The 21,008-nt window shown below is 74.4% G+C and carries 18 protein-coding genes; 10 read left to right on the plus strand and 8 right to left on the minus strand.

The features are described from left to right. Window positions 1–92 precede the first annotated feature (92 nt). Window positions 93–626, plus strand: coding sequence for a sigma-70 family RNA polymerase sigma factor (locus AC1MGR_RS14155; RefSeq protein WP_108036389.1), 534 nt, complete (start codon window positions 93–95; stop codon window positions 624–626). After that, window positions 623–1,402 carry an anti-sigma factor gene (locus tag AC1MGR_RS14160; RefSeq protein WP_480232008.1) on the plus strand — a complete coding sequence of 260 codons (780 nt, stop codon included), beginning with the start codon at window positions 623–625 and terminating at the stop codon, window positions 1,400–1,402. Before AC1MGR_RS14155 ends, AC1MGR_RS14160 begins: the two co-directional genes overlap by 4 nt. A 27-nt stretch (window positions 1,403–1,429) precedes the next feature. On the opposite strand, the gene AC1MGR_RS14165 is transcribed toward AC1MGR_RS14160, so the two are convergent. The 7 genes from AC1MGR_RS14165 to AC1MGR_RS14195 all read right to left on the minus strand — a co-directional run bounded on the left by AC1MGR_RS14165 (window position 1,430) and on the right by AC1MGR_RS14195 (window position 11,297). Then, the gene (locus AC1MGR_RS14165; RefSeq protein ID WP_480232009.1) at window positions 1,430–3,661 is read right to left on the minus strand and encodes a xanthine dehydrogenase family protein molybdopterin-binding subunit; all 2,232 of its coding nucleotides are present in this window, start codon (window positions 3,659–3,661) and stop codon (window positions 1,430–1,432) included. Continuing rightward, window positions 3,654–4,748, minus strand: a complete 1,095-nt coding sequence (locus AC1MGR_RS14170) for an FAD binding domain-containing protein (protein WP_108036165.1) — start codon at window positions 4,746–4,748, stop codon at window positions 3,654–3,656. The genes AC1MGR_RS14165 and AC1MGR_RS14170 overlap by 8 nt, the downstream gene beginning before the upstream one ends. Then, window positions 4,745–5,263 (minus strand): (2Fe-2S)-binding protein, encoded by a 519-nt coding sequence (locus tag AC1MGR_RS14175; RefSeq protein ID WP_480232010.1) that lies wholly within the window; start codon window positions 5,261–5,263, stop codon window positions 4,745–4,747. Before AC1MGR_RS14175 ends, AC1MGR_RS14170 begins: the two co-directional genes overlap by 4 nt. 75 nt (window positions 5,264–5,338) lie before the next feature. Then, window positions 5,339–5,809 carry a CopM family metallochaperone gene (copM, locus tag AC1MGR_RS14180; RefSeq protein WP_480234799.1) on the minus strand — a complete coding sequence of 157 codons (471 nt, stop codon included), beginning with the start codon at window positions 5,807–5,809 and terminating at the stop codon, window positions 5,339–5,341. Window positions 5,810–5,871: 62 nt separating this feature from the next. After that, a complete protein-coding gene (locus AC1MGR_RS14185; RefSeq protein ID WP_480232011.1) occupies window positions 5,872–9,015 on the minus strand; it encodes an efflux RND transporter permease subunit in 3,144 nt (1,047 codons plus the stop codon). 11 nt (window positions 9,016–9,026) lie between these two features. Then, the gene (locus AC1MGR_RS14190; RefSeq protein WP_480232012.1) at window positions 9,027–10,751 is read right to left on the minus strand and encodes an efflux RND transporter periplasmic adaptor subunit; all 1,725 of its coding nucleotides are present in this window, start codon (window positions 10,749–10,751) and stop codon (window positions 9,027–9,029) included. Between the two features lie 90 nt (window positions 10,752–10,841). Next, window positions 10,842–11,297 carry a hypothetical protein gene (locus AC1MGR_RS14195; protein WP_480232013.1) on the minus strand — a complete coding sequence of 152 codons (456 nt, stop codon included), beginning with the start codon at window positions 11,295–11,297 and terminating at the stop codon, window positions 10,842–10,844. Between the two features lie 244 nt (window positions 11,298–11,541). Between AC1MGR_RS14195 and cobF the strand changes: the two genes are divergently transcribed. Together cobF and AC1MGR_RS14205 are read left to right on the plus strand one after the other, a co-directional pair. Next, window positions 11,542–12,303 (plus strand): precorrin-6A synthase (deacetylating), encoded by a 762-nt coding sequence (cobF, locus tag AC1MGR_RS14200; protein WP_480232014.1) that lies wholly within the window; start codon window positions 11,542–11,544, stop codon window positions 12,301–12,303. A gap of 216 nt (window positions 12,304–12,519) precedes the next feature. Continuing rightward, window positions 12,520–13,875 (plus strand): hypothetical protein, encoded by a 1,356-nt coding sequence (locus AC1MGR_RS14205; protein ID WP_480232015.1) that lies wholly within the window; start codon window positions 12,520–12,522, stop codon window positions 13,873–13,875. A gap of 42 nt (window positions 13,876–13,917) precedes the next feature. Here AC1MGR_RS14205 and AC1MGR_RS14210 read toward each other — a convergent pair whose 3' ends face one another. Next, window positions 13,918–14,610 carry a PAS domain-containing protein gene (locus tag AC1MGR_RS14210; RefSeq protein WP_480232016.1) on the minus strand — a complete coding sequence of 231 codons (693 nt, stop codon included), beginning with the start codon at window positions 14,608–14,610 and terminating at the stop codon, window positions 13,918–13,920. A 344-nt stretch (window positions 14,611–14,954) separates the two neighbouring features. On the opposite strand from AC1MGR_RS14210, the gene AC1MGR_RS14215 reads away from it, so the two are divergent. From AC1MGR_RS14215 to AC1MGR_RS14240, 6 genes are all read left to right on the plus strand, one after another. Further along, window positions 14,955–15,593 carry a ParA family protein gene (locus AC1MGR_RS14215; protein ID WP_055949176.1) on the plus strand — a complete coding sequence of 213 codons (639 nt, stop codon included), beginning with the start codon at window positions 14,955–14,957 and terminating at the stop codon, window positions 15,591–15,593. After that, window positions 15,577–15,894: a ribbon-helix-helix domain-containing protein gene (locus AC1MGR_RS14220; protein WP_480232017.1), complete on the plus strand. Its 318-nt coding sequence runs from the start codon at window positions 15,577–15,579 to the stop codon at window positions 15,892–15,894. Before AC1MGR_RS14215 ends, AC1MGR_RS14220 begins: the two co-directional genes overlap by 17 nt. A gap of 359 nt (window positions 15,895–16,253) precedes the next feature. Next, window positions 16,254–17,768, plus strand: coding sequence for a septal ring lytic transglycosylase RlpA family protein (locus tag AC1MGR_RS14225; protein ID WP_108036149.1), 1,515 nt, complete (start codon window positions 16,254–16,256; stop codon window positions 17,766–17,768). A 171-nt stretch (window positions 17,769–17,939) separates the two neighbouring features. Next, window positions 17,940–19,154: a D-alanyl-D-alanine carboxypeptidase family protein gene (locus AC1MGR_RS14230; protein ID WP_108036147.1), complete on the plus strand. Its 1,215-nt coding sequence runs from the start codon at window positions 17,940–17,942 to the stop codon at window positions 19,152–19,154. Then, entirely contained in the window at window positions 19,151–19,879 is a 729-nt protein-coding gene (gene tmk, locus AC1MGR_RS14235; protein WP_480232018.1) for a dTMP kinase, read from the plus strand. The genes AC1MGR_RS14230 and tmk overlap by 4 nt, the downstream gene beginning before the upstream one ends. Further along, a complete protein-coding gene (locus AC1MGR_RS14240; protein WP_480232019.1) occupies window positions 19,869–20,933 on the plus strand; it encodes a DNA polymerase III subunit delta' in 1,065 nt (354 codons plus the stop codon). Before tmk ends, AC1MGR_RS14240 begins: the two co-directional genes overlap by 11 nt. The last annotated feature ends 75 nt before the right edge of the window (window positions 20,934–21,008 follow it).

The following is a 21,008-nucleotide window of genomic DNA, read 5'->3' on the forward strand; positions in this document are numbered from 1 at the left end:
TGGGTGCAAGTCCTGTGCAAGACGGTCCTTCGCAAGATGGTCCCCCGCGTGACGATTCCCCGGCGGACGAGGCCGCGCGCACCGAGGCGGTCCTGGCCGACCTGATCGCGCGGATCGCCCGGCGCGACGAGGCCGCCCTGCGGACCCTCTATGATCGGACGGCCCCGAAACTTCTCGGCGTCGTCCTGCGTATCCAGTCCGATCGCGGCATGGCCGAGGACGTGCTGCAGGACGTGTTCCTGCGCATCTGGCAGAAGGCCGCCTCCTACAGCCCGGCGGCCGGACGGCCGCTGGCCTGGCTCTGCACCATCGCCCGCAACCGGGCGATCGACGGGGTGCGGCGGCGGAGCGAGACGCAGGGGCCGGACACCGGGGACGGGGAGGATTGGGTGGAGCGGCTGGCCGACCCCCACGACAGCGAGGGCACGATCCTCGGGCGCAACGCCCTGCAGGCCTGCCTCGGGCGGCTCGAGGCGCTGCACCGCGACTGCATCGTGCTGGCCTATTGCGAGGGCCAGTCCCGGGAGGAGCTCGCCCTGCGCTACGACCGCCCCGTGAGCACCATCAAGACCTGGCTGCATCGCGGCCTCGCGACCCTGCGCGGCTGCCTGGACGGTGCCCCATGACCCCCGATCCGGAGGAGCGCGACCTGCGTCTCGCCGAGTACGTGCTCGGCACCCTGCCCCTGCCCGAGCGGGCGGCGGTGGATCTCGAACTCGCCGTGGACCCCGCCGCCCGGGCGGCGCGGGACGCCTGGGAACGGCGCCTGGCACCCCTCGCCCTCGGGGCGCCCGAGGTCGTGCCGGGGCCGGATGTCTGGCCGGGGATCGCCCGGCGGCTCGCGGCGGACGAGCCGCGTCCGGCCGCGGCGACGCCCCTCCACCCGGGCGGCGGTCTCGGGGCCGCCGCCAACGACGACCGCCTCGGCGCCCTGCAGGGGGCCCTGCGGCGCTGGCGCCTGGCGGCCGGCACGGCGGCCGCCCTGGCGGCGGGGCTCGCGCTGTTCATCGCCGTCGGCGGACCGCGCCCGGGCACCGGCGCGGACGACGGGCGCTACGTCGCGGTGGTCAGCCGCGGCGGCGAGGCCCCGGCGCTCCTCGTCAGCATCGACACGCGGGCCGGGACCGCCCGGGTGCGCCCTGTGGGCGTGCAGGCCCCGGCCGGGCACAGCCTGGAACTCTGGTACGTCGGCGCCGGCGCGGCCCCGAAGACCCTCGGCCTCGTGGGCACCGACCCCAAAATGCTGGACAACAAGGTGCTGGACAGGGCGCGGGTGCTGCCGGCCGCGGCCGACGCGCTGGCGGGCGGCACCTTCGCGGTCTCCGTCGAGCCGGCGGGCGGTTCGCCCACCGGCCAGCCGACCGGACCGGTGGTCTATTCCGGCACGCTGATCCGCGAATAGGCGCCGGGGGCCCCGGCGCCCGCCGCCTCACCCCAGCAGCCGGTCGAGGGTGATGGGGATGTCGCGCACCCGCACGCCGGTGGCGTGCCAGACCGCGTTGGCGATGGCGCCGGCCGTGCCGGTGATGCCGATCTCGCCCACCCCCTTGACGCCCAGCGGGTTCACGTGCGGGTCGTGCTCCTCCACCAGGATCGCCTCCATGGCGGGCACATCGGCGTTCACCGGGATGTGGTACTCGGCGAGATTCCCGTTCATCACCCGGCCGGAGCGCGGATCGAGCAGCGCGTGCTCGTGCAGGGCCAGGGACACGCCCCAGATCATGCCGCCGTAATACTGGCTGCGCACGAGGTGCGGGTTGATGATCCGCCCGGCCGCGAAGGCGCCCACGAGGCGCGTCACCCGGATCTGGCCGAGGTCGGGATCGACCTTGACCTCTGCGTAGACCGCCCCGTGCGCGTGCATCGCGTAGGTCTTCTGCGCGGCCGGGTCGCCCTGGCCCTGGCCCTTGGCCTCCACGGAGGTCCTGCCGGCGCGGGCCAGGATCTCGCCGAAGGATTCGGAGCGGGCGGGGTCGTCCCGGCGGGCGAGGCGGCCGTCGGTGGCGGTGACGCCGGCATTGCCGGCCCCGTACAGGGGCGAGGCGCGGTCGTTGACGGCGAGCTCCGCCAGGGCCGCGATGGCGCCCCGGGCGGCGTTGTCCACCGCCGTGCCGCTGGTGGCGGTGCCGGTGGAGCCGCCGGCCAGGCCGCCGTTCGGCAGGTTCGAATCGCCGATGCGCAGCTCGACCCGCTCGATCGGGAGGCCGAGCCCGTCGGCGCCGATCTGCGCCAGCACCGTCCAGGCGCCCTGGCCCATGTCCTGGGCGGCGGTCTCGATCAGCGCGCTGCCGTCGGCCCGGATCGTGGCCCGGGCCTCGCCCTGCATCATTCCGGCCGGGTAGGTGGCGGTGCCGAGGCCCCAGCCGACCAGGAGCCCGTCGGCGTCGCGCATCTGGCGTGGCTGGCGCGGGCGGGCGGCCCAACCGAAACGCGCGGCCCCTTGCGCGTAGCATTCGCGCAGGGCCTTCGAGGAGAAGGGCCGGTGGGTGATCGGCTCGACCTCCGCGTAGTTGCGCAGGCGGATCTCCAGGGGGTCGAGGTCGAGCGCCAGGGCCAGCTCGTCCAGCGCGCTCTCCACCGCGACGCTGCCCGAGGCCTCGCCGGGGGCCCGCATGAAGATCGGGGTGCCGATATCGGCCCGGGAGACCGCGTGCGTCGTGGCGATCGCCCCCGCCGCGTAGAGGTGGCGCGAGAGGATGCCGGAGGGCTCCACGAAGTCGTCGTGCCGGCTCGTCAGGGTCAGGGTGTGGTGGTCGAGGGCCGTGAGGGTGCCGTCCCGGCTGGCGCCGAGCTTCAGGGTCTGGCGCGTGGCGGCGCGGTGGCCGACCGGGCCGAACATCTGCTCGCGCCGGGTCACCAGCTTGACCGGGCGCCCCACGAGCTTCGCCGCCATGATCCCGAGGATCTGCGGCGCCGCGATGAAGCCCTTCGAGCCGAAGCCGCCGCCGAGATAGTGGCAGACCACGTGGATTTTCTCCTGCGGGATGCCGAACAGGCCGGCGAGCCGGCCCTTGGCGATCCAGAGCGCCTGGGTCGGCGTGTGGAGGGTCAGGCGGTCGCCGTCCCACTGCGCCACGCTGGCATGGGGCTCCAGGGCGTTGTGGTACTGCGCCGCCGTGTCGTAGGTCGCCTCGATCCGGGTCTCGGCCGCCGCCATGCCGGCGGCGAGGTCGCCCGAGCCCTCGTCGGTGGCCGAGCCGGCCCCGATGGTCTCGGGGCGGAAGATCTCGCCGGCCCCCAGGGCGACGCTGACGCTCTCGGATTCGTAGCGGGGCGCCAGCAGGGCCGCGCCCTCGGTGGCGGCCTCCAGGGTCTCGGCGATGACCACCGCGATCGGCTGGTTGGCGTAGCGCACGCCGTCGTTCTGCAGGAGGTCGAGGCGGAACGCGAAGGGATTGTCCTTCAGGTCCGGCGACTTGGCGAGGGCCGGGGCGTTCCGCGGCGTCATCACCGCGACGACGCCGGGATGGGCCTCCGCCGCCGCGACGTCGAGATGGGTGACCCGGCCGCGGGCGACCGAACTCACCGCCATCACGGCGTGGGCCAGGCCCTCGGGCCGGACATCCGCGCTGTAGCGGGCCGCTCCGGTGATCTTGGCATGGCCGTCGCGCCGGGTGAGCGGCTGGCCGATGGAGGCGCCGTGGCGCTGACGCTCAGGCATGCACGGGGGCTCCGGCGAGAGGGCTGGGGGCGGAAGGATTGGGCGCGGAAGGGTTCGGGGCGAAGGGGCTCGCCGGCAGCGCGGGGACGCGGTCCGGCGTGCCGGCCGCCGCCAGGGTGAGCGCGCGGACCACGATGCGGCGGGCGAGCTCGATCTTGTAGGCGTTGTCCCCCGAGGCTCTGGCCTCGGCCAGAGCCGCCTCGGCGGCCTTCGCGAAGGCCTCGGGCGTGGGGGCGGCACCGGCCAGCAGGTCCTCCGCCGCCCGGGCGCGCCAGGGCTTCAGGGCGACGCTGCCCAGGGCGATGCGGGCCTGCCCGATCCGGTCCCCGTCCATCCGCAGACCCACCGCCGCCGAGACCACCGCGAAGGCGTAGGAGGTGCGCTCGCGGACCTTGAGGTAGCGGCTGTGGCCGGCGAAGGCCTCCGCCTCGGGCGGCAGGGTGACGGCGACGACGAGGTCGCCCGCTTCCAGCACGGTCTCGCGCTCGGGCGTGTCGCCCGGCAGGCGGTGGAACGCCTCCAGGGGCACGGAGCGGGTGCCGCCGGGCCCCGCGATCTCGACGGTCGCGTCGAGAGCGGCCAGCGGCACGCAGAAGTCGGACGGGTGGGTGGCGATGCAGTGCGCGCTCCAGCCGAGCACCGCGTGGCTCCGGGTGACGCCGCCCAGCGCCGCGCAGCCGGCGCCGGGGTCGCGCTTGTTGCAGCCGCTGGCGGTGTCATAGAAATACTGGCAGCGGGTCCGCTGCAGCACGTTCCCGGCCGTGGTGGCGGCGTTGCGGAGCTGGCCCGAGGCGCCCGAGAGCAGGGCTTCGGCGATCGCCGGGTAGCGCTTGGCGATGACGGGATCGTGGGCCAGGGTCGCGTTGCGCACCAGGGCGCCGATCCGGGTCGATCCGTCGGCGCCGCGCTCGATGCGGTCGAGGCCGGGCAGGCGGGTGACGTCCACCAGGACGTCGGGCCGGCTGATCCCGCCCTTCATCAGGTCGACGAGGTTGGTGCCGGCGGCGAGGTAGGCGGCCCCCGGCCGGGCGGCGGCGGCCACCGCCTCGGCGACGCTGGTCGCGCGGATGTAGTCGAAGGCCTTCACGCCGCATCCTCCGCGAGTTGGCGGCCGGGCAGGACGTCCGGCCCCGTCATCGCCGTGTGGGCGGTGAGCACCGCCTCCGTGATGCCCGCATAGGCGCCGCAGCGACAGAGATTCCCGCTCATGCCCTCGCGCACCCGCTCGGGGTCGCCCCCGGTCTGGCCCTCCTGGATCAGCCCGACCGCGCTGAGGATCTGGCCCGGGGTGCAGAAGCCGCACTGGAAGCCGTCATGCTCCAGGAAGGCGGCCTGGACCGGGTGCAGGGCGTCGCCCGCGGCGAGGCCCTCGATCGTGGTGATCGACGCCCCGTCGTGGCTGACGGCCAGCGCCAGGCAGGCATTCACCCGGACGCCGTCGAGCAGGATGGTACAGGCGCCGCACTGGCCCCGGTCGCAGCCCTTCTTGGCTCCGGTGAGGTCGAGGCGCTCGCGCAGGAGGTCGAGGAGCGTGACGCGCGCATCCTCCAGGACGACGCTGCGGCTCGCGCCGTTCACGGTCAACGTGATGGGAAAGCTCATGCGGGGACGCCTCCGTCCGGCTTGTCTGGAAGGAGTCCAGATAGAACCGGAGCGGTGCCCGACCAGGGGGCGTCCTCAGCGTGCGGCGGCCTTCGCCTCCGCCTCCTTGCGCGCCAGGATGGCCTTCATCTGCGCGATCTCGGTGTCCTGTGCCTTGACGATGCTCTCGGCCAGCGCGCGGACCTCCGGGTCCTTCGAGTATTGCAGGGCGACCCGGGCCATGGCGATGGCGCCCGCATGGTGCGGGATCATGCCGGCGGCGAAGTCGCGGTCGACGTCGCCGGAATACCGGATCTCCATGTCGCCGTGCATGCGCATGGCGGCTTCCTGGAACGCCTTGGTGGAGGGCGAGGCTCCGGCCTTGGCCGCGCCGGCGGGCTTCGCGGCGTGCTGGTGGCCCGGCGTGCCGTGGGCGTGGTCGTGCCCGTCGCCGTCGTGATGGTGGTCCTCCGCGGCCGGGGCGGCGCCCGCCACGGCGAGGACCACGAGGGCGGCGAAGCAGGCGGCCGCGGCGTTCGTCCGGGCCTTCGTCAAGCGCGTCTTCATCGCGTTCGTCTTCATCGCGTTCGTCTTCATGGGGTTCGTCTCCGTCGGGGACTCGCGGGGGGTCAGAAGAGGGCCGGGGCGGGGGCGCCCGCGGCCGTGGCCGGGGCGGGGGCCTGCGCCGCCTGCAGGCGGGCGAAGGCACCCTGGCCGAAGCGCAGGACGAGGACGGGGGTGAGCACCGCGTCGAGGAGGGTGGCGCTGAACAGGCCGCCGAAGATCGTCACCGCGACGGGGTGGAGGATCTCCTTGCCGGGCGCCGTGCCGTCCACGAGGAGCGGCACCAGGGCGATGCCGGCGGCGAGCGCCGTCATCAGCACCGGCACCAGCCGCTCGTTGCTGGCCCGAAGCACCAGGGCCGGTCCGAAGGGCAGGCCCTCGGTCAGCCCGAGGTTGAGGATGTGGCTGATCTTCAGGATGCCGTTGCGGGCGACGATGCCGGTCAGCGTCACGAAGCCGATCATCGAGGCCACCGAGAGGGGCAGCCCGGCGACGAAGAGCGCCGCGACGCTGCCGATGAGGGCCAGCGGCACGTTGCCCATGACGATGAGAGCCAGCACGCCGGAGCGGTAGCGGCTCGCCAGCAGGGCGAAGACCAGGGCCAGCGAGACCAGGCTGAGGAGCCCGATGGTGCGGGTGGCCTCTCCCTGCGCCTGGAACGCGCCCTCCAGGCTCGCGGTGATGCCCTGGGGCAGGGTGGTCCGCGCCAGGGTTTCGACCATGGCGGCGGCCACCGCCGAGCCGTCCGCGCCCGCCTGGGTGTTGGCCTGCACGACCAGCCGGCGACGGCCGTTCTCGCGCAGGATCTGGTTGGGGCCGTCGCGCTCGGCGATGTCGGCCAGCGCGTGGGCCGGGACCCAGCCGGTGGGTGTCTCGATCAGGAGTTCGCGGAGGGCCGCCACCGAGCGGCCGGACTCGGGCAGGCGCAGGGTGACGTCGTAGCGGCGCAGGCCGTCCACCAGGGTCGAGACCACCCGGCCGTTGGCCAGCCGGCTCACCGCCTCGACCACGGCGCCGGGGGCGATGCCGTAGAGGGCGGCGCGTCCGGAGTCGACCCGGACCTCCAGCTGCGGGATCCGGACCTGCTTCTCGATGGACAGGTCGGCGATGCCCGGGATCGTCTCGAACGCGGCCGTGAGGGCTTCGGCCGTGCGGCGCAGGCCGTCGAGGTCCTCGCCGAACAGCTTGAGGGCGATCTCGGCCCGCACGCCCGAGAGCATGTGGTCGAGGCGGTGCGAGATGGGCTGGCCGACATTGATCGAGACCGGCAGCACCCCGAGGCGGGCCCGCAGGTCCGCCACGATCGCCGCGCGCGGCCGCCCGCCGGGCTTCAGGCCGACCTCCAGGTCCGAGGAATGGACGCCCTCGGCATGCTCGTCGAGTTCGGCCCGGCCGGTGCGGCGCCCGACCCGGTCCACCTCCGGGATGTCCATCACCAGCCGCTCGGCGATGGCGCCGATCCGGCTCGATTCGGCGAGCGAGATGCCCGGCGTGAAGGCGAGGTTGACGGTGAAGGAGCCCTCGTTGAACGGCGGCAGGAAGGCCCGCGGCAGCGTGGTGGCGGCATAGGCCGCCACGCCGACGCCGAGCACGGCCGCCGCCATCACGGCGCGCGGGTGGCCGAAGGCGAACCCGACGAGGCGGCCGTTGCCGGCCTTGAGCCAGCGGATCAGCCGGCCCTCCGGCGCCTCCAGGGTCTTCAGGCCGGGGAGCAGCCAGGAGGCGAGGGCGGGCGTCAGGGTGAGCGAGACGAGAAGGCTCGACAGGATGGCGATGATGTAGGCCTGGCCGAGGGGCGCGAAGAGGCGCCCCTCGATGCCCGACAGCGCGAAGAGCGGCACGAAGACCAGGCAGATGATCACCGTGGCGTACACGATGCCGGAGCGGACCTCGTTGGAGGCCGCCACGATCACCGCGAAGGACGAGCGGGGCGACCCCCCCTTCAGGGTCTCGTGCCGGTTCTCGCGCAGGCGGCGCAGGATGTTCTCGACATCCACCACCGCGTCGTCGACGAGCTCGCCGATGGCGATGGCGAGGCCGCCCAGGGTCATCGTGTTGATGGACAGCCCCAGGGCGGAGAAGATCGCCGCCGTGGCGAGGATCGAGACCGGGATCGCCGTGAGCGAGATCAGGGTGGTGCGCGCGTTCATCAGGAAGGCGAACAGCACCACCGCCACCACGGCGACGGCCTCGAGCAGCACCTGCACCACGTTGTGCAGGGAGGTCTCGATGAAATCCGCCTGCCGGAACAGCACCTTGTCGGCCTTGATTCCGGGCGGCAGGCTGGGGCCGAGCTGGGCCAGCGCGTCTTCCACGGTCCGGGTCAGACGCACGGTGTCGACCCCCGGCTGCTTCTCCACCGAGACGATCACGGCGGACTTGCCCATGTAGCCGCCATCGCCGCGCCGGGGCCGGGGCGCGAAATCCACCTCCGCCACCTGCCGCAGGTAGACCGGCCCGCCCGGGGTGCCCACCACGAGGTTGCGCAGGTCGTCGAGGTCGATGGTCCGGCCGATGGCGCGGATCAGCACCTCGCGGGCCCCCGCATCGGTGAAGCCGCCGCCCGCATTGGTGCCGAAGCCTTCGAGCGCCTGGGTCAGGGCGGCATGGGTGACGCCCAGCGCCCGCATGGCGGCGGGGTTCGGCGCCACCCGGAACTGGCGCACTTCGCCGCCGATGGGGATGACCTGCGCCACCCCGGGGATCGCCAGGAGGCGCGGCCGGATGGTGAAGTCGGCGGTCTCGCGCAAGCTCATCGGGCTCGCGGTCTCGGAGGTCACCGCCACCAGCAGGATGCCGCCCATGATCGACGAGATCGGCCCCATCTGGGGCATCACGCCGGCGGGGAGTTCGGTGCGGGCGAGCGCCAGCCGCTCGGCCACGAACTGGCGCGCCCGGTAGAGGTCGGCGTCCCAGGCGAACTCGACGGTGACGATGGACAGGCCGATGCCCGAGACCGAGCGCACCCGGGTGACGCCGGGCAGGCCGTTCATCCGGGTCTCGATCGGGTAGCTGACGCGCTGCTCGACCTCCGGGGGAGCGAGCCCCTCGGCCTCCGTCATCACCGTGACGGTGGGCCGGTTCAGGTCCGGCAGCACGTCCACGGGCAGGCGGGTGAGGGCGAGGAGCCCGGTCAGCACCAGGGCGGCGGCCAGCGCCAGCACGAGCAGGCGGTTGCGCAGGGACTGCGCGACGATGGTCTCGAACATCGGGCGGCCCTTCAGCGGATCTGGTCGAGGAGTTCGGCGCCCTGGACGACGACGCGGCGCCCGGCCGCGATCCCGTCATCCACCAGCATCCGGTCGGCATCCAGGGGCGCCACCCGCACCGGGCGGCCCATGAAGCGCTCGGCGCTGACATGCTCGTAGACGAGGCTGCCGCCCTCCGCCCGCACGACGCCGGAGCGCGCCAGAGGCAGGCCGGGGCGGACCCGGCCCACGGGGGCCAGCACGGTGACGAACTGGCCCAGGCGCAGGCCCCGCCCGTCGCCTTGAATCGCGAACTGGACCGGCACCGCCTGGTTGCGGTCGGCGAGGCCCGTGCCGCGATAGGCGAGCTGCAGGGTGCCGCCGTCGCCCGTCCGCGCGGTGGCCCGGCTGCCCTCGGCCAGCGCCTCGAAGCTCAGGGCCTCGACCCAGAGCTTGTCCGGATCGACGATGCGGTAGACCACCGTGCCGGGGGCCGCCATGGCGCCCGCCACCGCGTTCGCCTCGGCGATGACGCCGTCCACGGGGGCGACGAGGGATTCGGGCTCGCGCCGGATGGCGTCGAGGGCGCTGCGGCGGTCCCGCAGGCCGGCGAGTTCCGAGCGGGCGTCGTCCAGCTGGGTCTGCGCCACCGCGCCGGTGGTGGAGAGCCGCTCGAAGCGCCCGACCCGGCGCTCCAGGATGGCGATCTGCTGGTCGAGCTCGCCCTGGCGCTGGCGCATGTCGGAGACGTCCACCGCCTGGACCGGCGGGGTCACGGTGGCGAGCACCTCGCCGCGCGCCACCCGCGTGCCGAGGCGGGGAAAGCCCCGCTCCGGCGGCGCCAGCCGGCCGCCGACGGAGGATTGCACCACGCCGCTGGCGTTCGGGTCGGGGATGATCCGGCCCGGCAGTTCGACGCTGCGGGTGACGGAGGCCTCGGCGGTCAGGCCGGTGCGCAGGGCCAGCAGGCGCTGGAGCGACTTCGGCACGAAGACCGAGCCGTCGGGCAGGCGCCGCGCCCGCTCCATCAGGGTGCCGCCGGTGAGCGCCGCCGGGGTGACGGGCGGCGCCGTCTCGTCGGAGCCGTGGCCCTCGTGGGCCTGCGCCGCGCCGCCGAGGAGCAGGGCGAGCACCAGCGTCGCCCCGACCGCCAGGAGGGCGACCAGGACCTGGCCCGCGCGCCGCCGGCGCGCCAGGGCGAACACCCCGAGCCCCATCAGGAAGCCGCCGGCCGCCAGCGCCGCCGGGTTCTGCCGGGCGAGGCGGTCGGCCAGCCCGGTGGCGGCGCTCGAGGCCGACGGCGCGGCGGCCGGACCCTCCGCCGGGGCGGGCAGGTGGAGATCGAGGTTGAGGATGTCGGTGCGGCCCTCGGCCGAAACGCCGACCACGAGGTCGTGGTCGTCCCCGGTCGCGAGCCAGGGGGCCGCGAGGCGGTAGGTGCCGGGCGCGGTCTCGGCGGCCTTGCGCCGGCCGTCGGGCGTCATCACGGCGACGCTCGCCTCCGGGACGGGCGCGTTGGTGGCGAAGGCGTCGAGGTAGAGGACGAGGTCGGTGCCCTGCACGACGGCGACGAGCTCGAAGCGCTCGGAGACGGCCTCCGCCCGCGGGGCGGTGGCGGCCGGTGCCGGCGGCGGCTCCGCGCCGTGATCGTGGCCCTCATGGGCGAGGGCGGCCCCGGACAGGACGGGCAGGGCAGGGAGCGCGAGGGCGACCAGGAGGGCGAGCGCGCGCAGGGCGGTCGCGAGGAAACGGAACATGGACCGGGATTCTTTCGCCGAGGAGCACGGAACGGCGTTCCGGCCCCGCGCCTCCCTGGGGAGGCGCGGGCGCCGAGACGCGTGGCAGCGTCAGGCGTCGAATCTGGGCGGTTCGGGGAGGGCTTCCGGGACGACGTCCGTCCGGGCGGGGAGGGCGCGCGCCAGGGCACGGTCGCCGGGCTTGCGCGGGCCGGCCGCGTCGTCGCCGGCCGGGGCGAGCCCGGCCCCGGTGCAGCAGGAATTCGGGCTGCGGCAGCCGGCATTGCAGCAGGTGCCGTCGCAGGCGCCGGTGGTCAGCCCCCGGTTCGGGGAGGCCGTCAGCGCAACGACCGTCCCGAGGGGGGCCTGGGAAAGGGAAGCCTGGGAGAGGGAAGCCTGGGGGAGGAGCGCCCGGGTCTCGCGCTGCCGGATCTCGGCCGAAGCGGCCGGGGGGAGGGCGGTCGCGGCGGCGCCCGCGGCGTGCGGATGGCCGCCATGGGCCTCGGCACCGGACGGCATGAGGCCGACGGCGATCAGGACGATCACCGCCGCGAGCCAGAGTGCCATGTGCCGGACGCGAGTCATGTCGAGGGCGGGCATAGCACACGCAGCGGGGCGGCGACAGGCCGGTTTTCACCCAGCGCGTGCCGGGCGATACCCCGGCGACATCCGGGCACTCCCTAAGGGCCTGGGAACGCACGGGGTTTCGTGCCGGCGGTTCCCCTGCCCCGCCGCATGCTCTAAGCGGGCGGCCCGGAGGCACCGCCTTCGGGCGGCACCGCCTGACGGCGGCAGCGGAGGACGGCGCGCGATGAGAACTCTCCTGGTGATCGGGATCGGCACCGGCAACCCCGAGCACATGACGATCCAGGCGATCCGCGCCCTCAACACCGCCGACGTGGTCTTCGCCCTCGACAAGGGCCGCGCGAAGGCCGACCTCGTCGACCTGCGCCGGGAGATCTGCGCCCGCTACCTCACGGAGAAGCCCTACCGCTTCGTGGAGGCGCAGGATCCCGAGCGCGACCGCAACCCGTCCGATTACGGGGCCACCGTCGAGGCCTGGCACGCCTCGCGGGCGGCGCTCTACGCGACGATGATCGCGCGCGAGCTCGGCCCGGAGGGCTGCGGCGCCATCCTGGTCTGGGGCGATCCCTCCCTCTACGACAGCACGCTGCGGATCATCGACCGCATCCTGGCCCGTGGAACCCTGGACCTCGCCGTCCGGGTGATCCCGGGCATCACCAGCGTGCAGGCGCTCGCGGCCGGCCACCGCATCCCCCTCAACCGCATCGGCGGGCCGATCACCATCACCACCGGCCGGCAGATCGCCGGCGGCCTGCCCCCGGGCGCCGACGCCACCGTGGTGATGCTCGACGGCCGGCCCCGCTTCGACCACCTCGACCCGGACCTGACCATCTACTGGGGCGCCTTCCTCGGCACCGCCGACGAGATCCTGGTCTCGGGCCGCCTCGGCGACGTCGCCGCCGAGATCGGCGCCGTCCGCGAGGCCGCCCGCGCCCGGCACGGCTGGATCATGGACACCTACCTCCTGCGGTCGCCCGAACAGGACTGAGGCCGCCTGCGACATCGTCGACCGGTCGCGGGAAGGATCGTCCGGGCTCCGGCTCGGCCGACAGGTGATCCTCCCCCGTTGCGGGCAGGACACATCAACAAAAATCCCTTTCCTCCAAGTCTGCCGCGGCGCGTGACTGTCCCGGGACTGGCAGGGTGTTTGCGTGAGACTTCGCGAGAGCAATAATCGGCCGGTCCTGCCGCGACGATGACTGTCGTGCGCCAGGATCGGGAGGGCTTGCGGATGGCGGCGGACGGGGTTCGGGCGGACAGGTTCGGCGGGCAGGGGACCGGGCGGCAGGGGCTGGCGCGAATGCTCTGTGCGATGCTGCTGACCGCCGCCTGCTGCTCCGCCCTTTGCGCCGTTCTGGCAGCGGCCGGGGCGCTTCCGGCCCTCGGCTCGGCCTACACCGCCCTGTCCCTGCGCCTGGAGGACCGCTTCCACACCCAGGTGCCCGGGCCTCCGGCGCGCATCGCCCTCGGCCCGCAGGGACGCGACATCCGGTTCTCCGGGGAGATCGGGGCGGGGACGGCCGCGCGCCTCGCCGCCCTCCTCGCCGCCCATCCGGCGGTGACCCGCATCCATCTGACCAGCGAGGGCGGCCTCGTGGAGGAGGCGACGGCGATCGGCGACCTCATCGCCGCCCGGGGCCTCGCCACCTACGTGCCGGATTACTGCGTCTCCGCCTGCACCCTCGCCTTCGTGCGCGGGGCCGAGCGCTACCTCCTGACGAACGGCCGCCTCGGCTTCCATGCGCCCTACGATCCCGGCCTGTTCGGGCAGGTCGTGCAGGCCGACGCCTCGGCCGAGCGGGCGGCCTACGTGGCCGCGGGCGTCGACCCGGCCTTCGCCGCCGAGGCCCTCGCCGTGGCCTCCGACAGCCTGTGGGTCCCCGAGCCCGCCCGCCTGGTCCGGGCGCGGGTCGCCACCGCCCTCGTCGACACCGACCGCTTCCCCGATTCCACCCTGGACGACGATCCGAGCCCCGCCGGCGCCCGGGCGGCGATCCTGCGCGCGCTGCCGCTTCTCGGGGGCCTCGCGGGGCAGGGCGGCCTCGCGGGGCAGGGCGGCCTCGCGGGGCGTAACGGCCTCGCGGGGCGTGGGGACGTCCTCGACGCCCTCGCGGCCGCCTATCTCGACGGCTACCGGGCCGGCCTGCCCGAGGGCGCGGCCCTCGACCGCCTGCGATCCGGGGCCGGGCGCGCCATCGCCCGCATCCTGCGCGGCGCCGACGACGCCACCTGGGTCGCGACCGGCCGCGTCCTCCTGCGGGCGATGCGGAGCGCCGACCCGCAGGCCTGCCTCGCCATCGGCGGGGAGGGCGACCTCCTGGCGGCGCAGGACGTTCTCGCCGACGACGCGGCCGCGACCGTGCTCGCCCGGGCGGCCGGGCAGGGCGGGCGCGCCGAGAGCGCCGCGCCCGCGCCTCCGGCCCGCCTCGCCCGGGACTGCGCCGGCCTGATCGCGGCCTATGCCGGGGCCCTGGCGCGGCCCGGAGCCGGCGCGATCCTGCGGGGGCTGGCGAACCACCGGGTCCCCCCGACGCGGGAGGCCACGGCCCTGCCCCGCTGATCCCGGCGCAAGGTCCCGGCGCGAGAGCCGGTGGGGGCGGGTTCAGTGCCGCCGGCCGTCCGGGCTCTCCCGCAGGTGGCGGGCGAGCTCGTGGCCGATCTCCACCATCAGGCGATCGAGGAGCCGCGACAGGCCGGGCCGGGCGAGGTCGTCGGCGAGGTCGTCGGCGAGGCCGCGCAGGGCGATGGCATGCTCGGCCATCCGGTTCACCGCATGCTGGCCCCGGCTCCCGCCCGCGCGGTTCCTGGCAGAATCTTCGGTAGAATCTTCGGCGGGATCTTTGGCGGGATCTTCGACCCAATCTTCAGCCCAGGCGAGGACGATGCCGCGCGCCCGGGCCGGCTGCCCCGCGGCGTCGGTCTCGATGCGTCCGCGCAGGTCGAGCCCGCGAAGATCCCCCCCGCGAAGATCCCCCCCGCGAAGATCCCGCCGGCGTGGTCCGCGGGTGCGGAAGGCCACCGCGAAGGCGCCGCCCCGGGCGATCGCCGCGTGCAGGGCGTTGTCGACCCGCGCGCGGTCCGCGTCATGGATGCGGGCGAGGAGGCGCGCCAGCGGCACGCCGCGCCCGCCCGCCTCCGGCGACCATCCCAGGGCCCGGGCCACCGGCGCCGAGACGACGAGGCGGTCCGCCCAGATGTCGTGCACCCAGGCGCCGACCACGCCCGACGCGGCGAGGGCCGCCTGCAGGCCGCCGGGAATATCGGCCTCCGTCTCCGGCGGCGGGGATCGCATCATGGGCCTCCGCACCGGCGGGATCGGATCCGTGTAGACGACCTGAGGTTGACATGCCGTCCGCGCCCAGGGCTCGGCGTGCGGACACCCTAGAGCGGAAGTTCGGGTGCGGAAAGGGTCTCGGGCCGAATCTTGGCCGAAATAGCAACCTGAGATTGCCTGATCGCGATTCCGCCGTCGCGCCGGGCTTAACCGTTGGTTAACCATGATGGGCGACATCCGGGATCGCAGCATCCTTGGGTCACAGGACGGAAGGCCACCGCCTCGTCCACCGGCGATCCAGACTGCCGGATCCGTCCGCCCCCACCGTCACCCGAACTCGTCGACGCTCGCGAAGGGATGCCAGGATGAAAGCCATCACGTTCGTCACCCAGAAGGGGGGGAGCGGCAAGAGCACGCTCTGCATTTCCCTGGCGGTCGCCGCCCAGGAGCGCGGCCTCTCGGTCTGCATCCTCGAGATGGACCGCCAGGCCACGATCAGCGACTGGCTCGACCATCGCACCGCCGAGGGCCCGGAGGTGGCGCAGATCGACGCGACGCAGATCGAGGGCGTGATGGCCCAGCTGCGCGAGTCCGCCTACGACTACGTCTTCATCGACACCCCCGGCGTCGATTCCGCCGGCACCCTCTCGGCGATCCGCGCGGCCGATCTCTGCATCATCCCGTGCCGCCCCACCCCGGCGGATCTGCGCGCCTTCAAGCCGACCCTGGCGGCGATCTACCGGCTGGAGAAGAAGTTCGCCTTCGTGCTGAACCAGACCCCGCCGCGCTCCTACCGCATCCGCGACGCCGCCGACGGCCTCGCCGTGCTCGGCATCCTGCCGGACGTGAACATCGTCGCCCGCACCGACCACCAGGACGCCATCGGCGTCGGCCAGGGCGTCACCGAGTTCAACCCCAAGGGCCAGGCCGCCTTCGAGGTGCGCAAGCTCTGGAGCTGGATCGAGAAGCGCATGCAGGTGAGCAAGCATGCCAAAGCCGCCTAAACTCAGTCTCGCCTCCATCGTTGCCGCCTCGATCCCATCGGGCAAACCCCACCAGCAGACCGCCGAGATCGTCCAGCTCGACACCGGCGCGCCCCCGCTGCGGCGCCCCGCCGCCACCCTGAAGCAGCGTGCCCGCCAGATGTCGGTCTACCTGGAGCCGCCGGTCTACGATCAGCTGCGCGACATCGCCCATGCGGAGCGGGCCAAGATGCACGGCCTGATGCTCGAGGCCCTGGATCTGCTGTTCAAGCAGCGCGGCGCCCGCTCGATCGACCAGCTCAACGAGCCGGACGGACGCTGAGACGAAAAAGAGAGCTCCGGCAAGCGGTTGCCGGGGCTTTTCGATGTTACGGATTAGCCGCGCATCGCGCCTGACCGCGCCCGATTGAGTGAAGAGTTTCCGTCGATCCGCCCGGGACTTGGCGGGTGATCCGCATGCGGCGCATCCGCTCGGACCGCGAGCCCCGGACCCGGCCCGGTCCCTCGGCGGGACGCCCCCCGCGTTCAGCCTTCCTTTACGGCATTCGGACAATCTTGCCCGTCTCGGGAGGGGCGCACGGCGCCGCTCCCGGGGGCTCGTCCGGTCCTGCTCTCGCCCGCCGGCGACCCCTCTTCAGCGTGTTGTGTGGATCGGGGCGGGGGCTGGGGCGGATCATCGCGATGGCGCGTAAGACGAAGCCGGGACATCCGGGACCGGCCCCGCTGCCGCTCTGGCGGCTGCTGGCGGTCTCGGCCGTGGCGCTCACCACCGCCAATTGCGCGCAGAACCCCCAGAAGCTCGCCGGCGCCTCCGGAAGCGGCTCCAGCCTCGATCCGAAATACGGCGTCAAGGCCAGCCCGCGCCTTTACAACGAGGGCGACGTCATCCCGAAGGGCGGCGGCCGCCGCTTCTCGGGCAAGCCCTACGTGGTGGCCGGGCGCACCTACGTCCCGCGCGAGGACGCCAAGGGCTATGTCCGCGAGGGCCTGGCCTCCTGGTACGGCTCGGCCTTCCACGGGCGCATGACCGCCAACGGCGAGGTGTTCGACCGCCACTCCATCGCCGCGGCGCACCCGACCCTGCCGCTGCCGAGCTACGCCCGCGTCACCAACCTCGCCAACGGCCACTCGATGATCGTGCGGGTGAACGATCGCGGCCCCTATCACGCCAACCGCCTGATGGACGTCTCCGAGGAGGTGGCCGAGGCGCTCGAATTCCGCCGCAGCGGCACCGCCCGGGTCCGCGTCGAGTATGCCGGCAAGGCCTCCACCGCCGGCAGCGACGACCGCAAGCTCCTCGCCACCCTGCGCACCGACGGCCAGCCCGCCGCCATCCGCGGCCCCGCGCCGATCATGCTGGCCGATCTCGGCCCGGACACGCCGCAGGTCTCCGCCGAGCGCCTCGCCCGGGCGAGCCGCCCGGCCCTGGCCTTCAAGGAGGCCGACGACCAGCCCGCCGCCGAGGCCGCCCCGGTCGCCGCGACCGAGGCGGCGCCGGCGCCCCATCTGGCCAAGCCCGCCCCCATCCTGGTGGCGAGCGCCGCCACCGTCGCGGTCCCGGCCGCGCTGCAGCCGACGGCGGTCCGGGCCGAGGGGTTCCGGCCCGTGCGCCATGGATCGTCGGAGCCGCACCAGACCCTGGCCGCCGCCCGGCCCGCGCCCCTCAGCCTGACCCCGCCGCCGCTGCGGCTGGCCGGGGCGCGGCCCGAGCCGCACGCCGCTGCGCCCCGCCTCGCCGCCGCATCGCCGCCGGCCGGCAAGGGGCCGGCGAAGGTCGCCCGCTCCGATGCGTCGCCGGCCAAGGCCGATCCCCGCGCCGCCACCGCCCGCTTCGCCGCCGCGATCCCGGCGCCCGCCGCGAAGGCGGCCCCCGCCCGGCTGGCGGCGGCCGGACCCAAATCCGCCGTCCAGCCCGTCCCGGCCCGGATGGCGAGCACGAGAACGGCTTCGGAGGCCAGGATCGCTTCGGACGTCAAGGGAGCGCCGAAGGCCGTCGCGGTCGCGAAGGCTGGTCCGGCCGGCAAGGCCGCCGTGCTGGCCCAGGGGACGCCGTCGGCCAAGGCCGCGCCCGCGGCGCGGACGGCGGTGGTGGCCAAGGCTCCGGCAGCGGCCAAGGCTCCGACAGCGGCCAAGGCTTCGGCGGTGGCGGCCAAGGCTCCCGCCCGGACCCGCGCCCAGTTCGCCGAGGCCCGCTGAACCGCGCGGCGCCGTGGCCCGTGGCCGTCGGGACGCATCGACGCGCGACCAGGACGCGCGCGCGATTTGCGTTCGATCTCGGCGGCGAATGCCTGTAACGTCACGCTTGATCGTGGGGGCGATGAGCGGGTCGGCGTGGGGCAGGGCGTGAGACAGGGTATGAGTGTGAGAATGGTCCTCGCGGGTCGGAACGGTACGGGCCGCGCGGCGGTGTCGGGCCTCGTCCTGGCCGCGGCGCTGAGCCTGTTCGCGGCGGGGTCGGCCCTGGCCCAGAGCTTCCAGACGGCCGCGCCCCACGCGATCCTGATCGATGCCGATTCCGGCTCGGTGCTGTTCGAGAAGGGAGCCGACGAGCTCTTCTCCCCGGCCAGCATGGCCAAGCTGATGACCACCGAGATCGTGTTCAACGAGATCCGGCAGGGCCGGCTCACCATGGACTCGGAGTTCCAGATCACCGAGGACGCCTGGCGCCGGGGCGGAGCGGGGGGCGGCGGCTCCTCAATGTTCGCGCAGCTCAACAGCCGCATCAAGCTGTCCGACCTCCTGCGCGGCCTCATCGTGCAGTCGGGCAACGACGCGGCCATCGCCATCGGCGAGGGCATCGCCGGCTCGGAGGAGAATTTCGGGCGGATGATGACGGCCCGGGCGCGCGAGATCGGGCTGACGCGCTCGACCTTCCGCAACGCGACCGGCTACTCGGCCCCCGACCAGAAGGTGACCGCCCGCGATCTCGCCAAGCTCGCCCTGCACCTGATCGAGACCTACCCGGACCTGTACAAGATCTTCGCCGAGCGCGAGTTCACCTGGAACAAGATCAAGCAGCAGAACCGCAACCCGCTGCTCACCCTCGACATCGGCGCCGACGGGCTGAAGACCGGCTACCTCGAGGAATCCGGCTACGGCCTGACCGGCTCGGCGGTGCAGAACGGGCAGCGCCTGATCATGGTGGTGAGCGGCCTGAAGACCGCCCGCGACCGGGCGGCGGAATCGCGCAAGCTGATGGAGTGGGGCTTCCGCGCCTTCGAGCCGCGCCAGGTCTTCACCGCCGGCGAGACCGTGGCGGAGGCCTCGGTCTATGGCGGCGCGGCCGGCAGCGTGCCCCTCGTCGCCAAGAAGGCCGTGCGGGTGCTGCTGCCGCGCGGCTCCGGCGACAAGATCACCGCCCGGGTGGTCTACCAGGGCCCCCTGGTCGCGCCGGTGGAGCAGGGCCGCGAGGTCGGCCGCCTGCGCATCACCCGCGGCGACACCCAGGCCCTCGACCAGCCGCTCTATGCCGGCGAGACCGTCGAGGCCGGCACGCTTCCGCAGCGGGCCCTCGACGCGGCCTGGGAGGTCGGCACCGGCCTGTTCCGCAAGGCGTTCGAGAAGGCCGGCGCGAAGTCGTGACGGCGCCCGGGACGCGGGGCGGGACCTTCATCACCTTCGAGGGCGGGGAGGGGGCCGGCAAGTCGACGCAGATCCGCCGCCTCGCCGCGCAGCTCCGGGCCGAATCCGGCCGCCCCGTACTGACGACGCGCGAGCCCGGCGGTTCGGCCAAGGCCGAGCGCATCCGCGAGGCCCTGCTCGCCGGGCTGGCCAAGCCCTACGGCCCCTTCGCGGAGGCGCTGCTGTTCTCCGCCGCCCGGATCGACCACCTCGACACCCTGATCCGCCCGGCCCTGGCGCGGGGCGAGATCGTGCTCTGCGACCGCTTCGCCGATTCGACCCGGGCCTATCAGGGCGCGGCCGGCGGCCTGGACCCGGCCGTGCTGGGCGCCCTCGAGGGCGTCGTCGTCGGCCCGACCCGGCCCGACCTGACCCTGATCCTGGATTGCGACCCGGAGCTCGGGCTCGCCCGGGCGCGGGCGCGCCGCGACGCGGGGTCCGAGGGCGGGGTCGACCGCTTCGAGGGCGAGGCCCTGGCCTTCCACGCCCGCCTGCGCACGGCCTTCCTCGCCATCGCGGCCGAGGAGCCGGGCCGCTGCGCCGTCGTCAACGCCGCCCTGCCCGCCGATGCCGTCGAGGCCGCGATCCGCGCCGTGGTGGCCGAGCGCCTGCCCGGGCTGCTGCGGAACCGCACCGGCGACGCGCAGGGCGGCCCATCGGGGACGGAGCACGGCGATGCGGCCTGAGCGCGCCCCCGAGGACGTCGAGCCCGGCGACCTGACGGAAGTCCCGCGCCCGCGCGAGCAGGCCGACCTCGTCGGCCATGCCGAGGCGGAGGCCGCCTTCGCGGCGGCGATCGCGTCGGGGCGCCTGCACCACGCCTGGCTCATCGGCGGCCCGCGCGGCATCGGCAAGGCGACGCTGGCCTACCGGGTCGCCCGCTGGCTCATCGCCAACCCGGCGGCGCAGGGCGCGCCCGCGAGCCTCGCCGTCGACCCGGACCACCCGGCGGCCCGCCAGGTCGCGGTCCTGTCGCATCCCAACCTCGTGGCCCTGCGCCGGACCCGGGCCCCCAATGCCAAGACCCTGGCGACCCGGATCTCGGTGGATGCGGCCCGCGGCGCCCTCGCGCTGTTCGGCTCCACCGCCGGCAATGCGGGCTACCGCATCTGCATCGTCGACAGCGCCGAGGACCTCAACGCCAACAGCGCCAACGCCCTCCTGAAGATGGTGGAGGAGCCCCCGCCCCGCTGCCTGTTCCTCATCGTCAGCCACGCGCCGGGCCGGCTCCTGCCGACCATCCGCTCGCGCTGCCGGGCCCTGACCCTGCGCCCGCTTGCGGAGGCCGAGGTGGCGCGGGTGATCGGCGGCTTCGCCCCGCCCTTCGTGCAGCCCGCCCCCGAGGCGCTCGCCCGGGCGGCGCAGCTCGCGGAGGGCTCGGTCGCCGAGGCCGTCGCCCTGCTCGATCCGGCCCGGGCCAGCCTGGTCGCCGAGATCGAGACCCTGCTGGCCCGCCTCGACCATCCGGACTGGCGCCGCATCCTGGCGCTGGCCGAGAAGCTCAGCGGGCGGGACTCCGACGAGCTCTTCGCGGCCAGCCTCGACACGGTGTTCCGCTTCGTCTCGGCCGAGCTCGACCGGCGCCGGCACGCGCCGCCCGCCCGCCTTGCGGCCCTGGTCGAGGTGTGTGACAAGATCGCCCGCGCCGCGCGGGAGGCCGCGACCTACAATCTCGACCGCCGGCCGCTGGTCCTGTCCCTGTTCGGCGACCTGGCGGGGGCGCTCCGCGACGCCGCCTGACGCGGCATGGTCGTCTCCCGCCGTCCTGTGATCCCGGGACCCGTTTCCGGGGCCTGATCCTGTGAACCCTGTATC

It is taken from the genome of Methylobacterium sp. BI1, assembly GCF_056680125.1.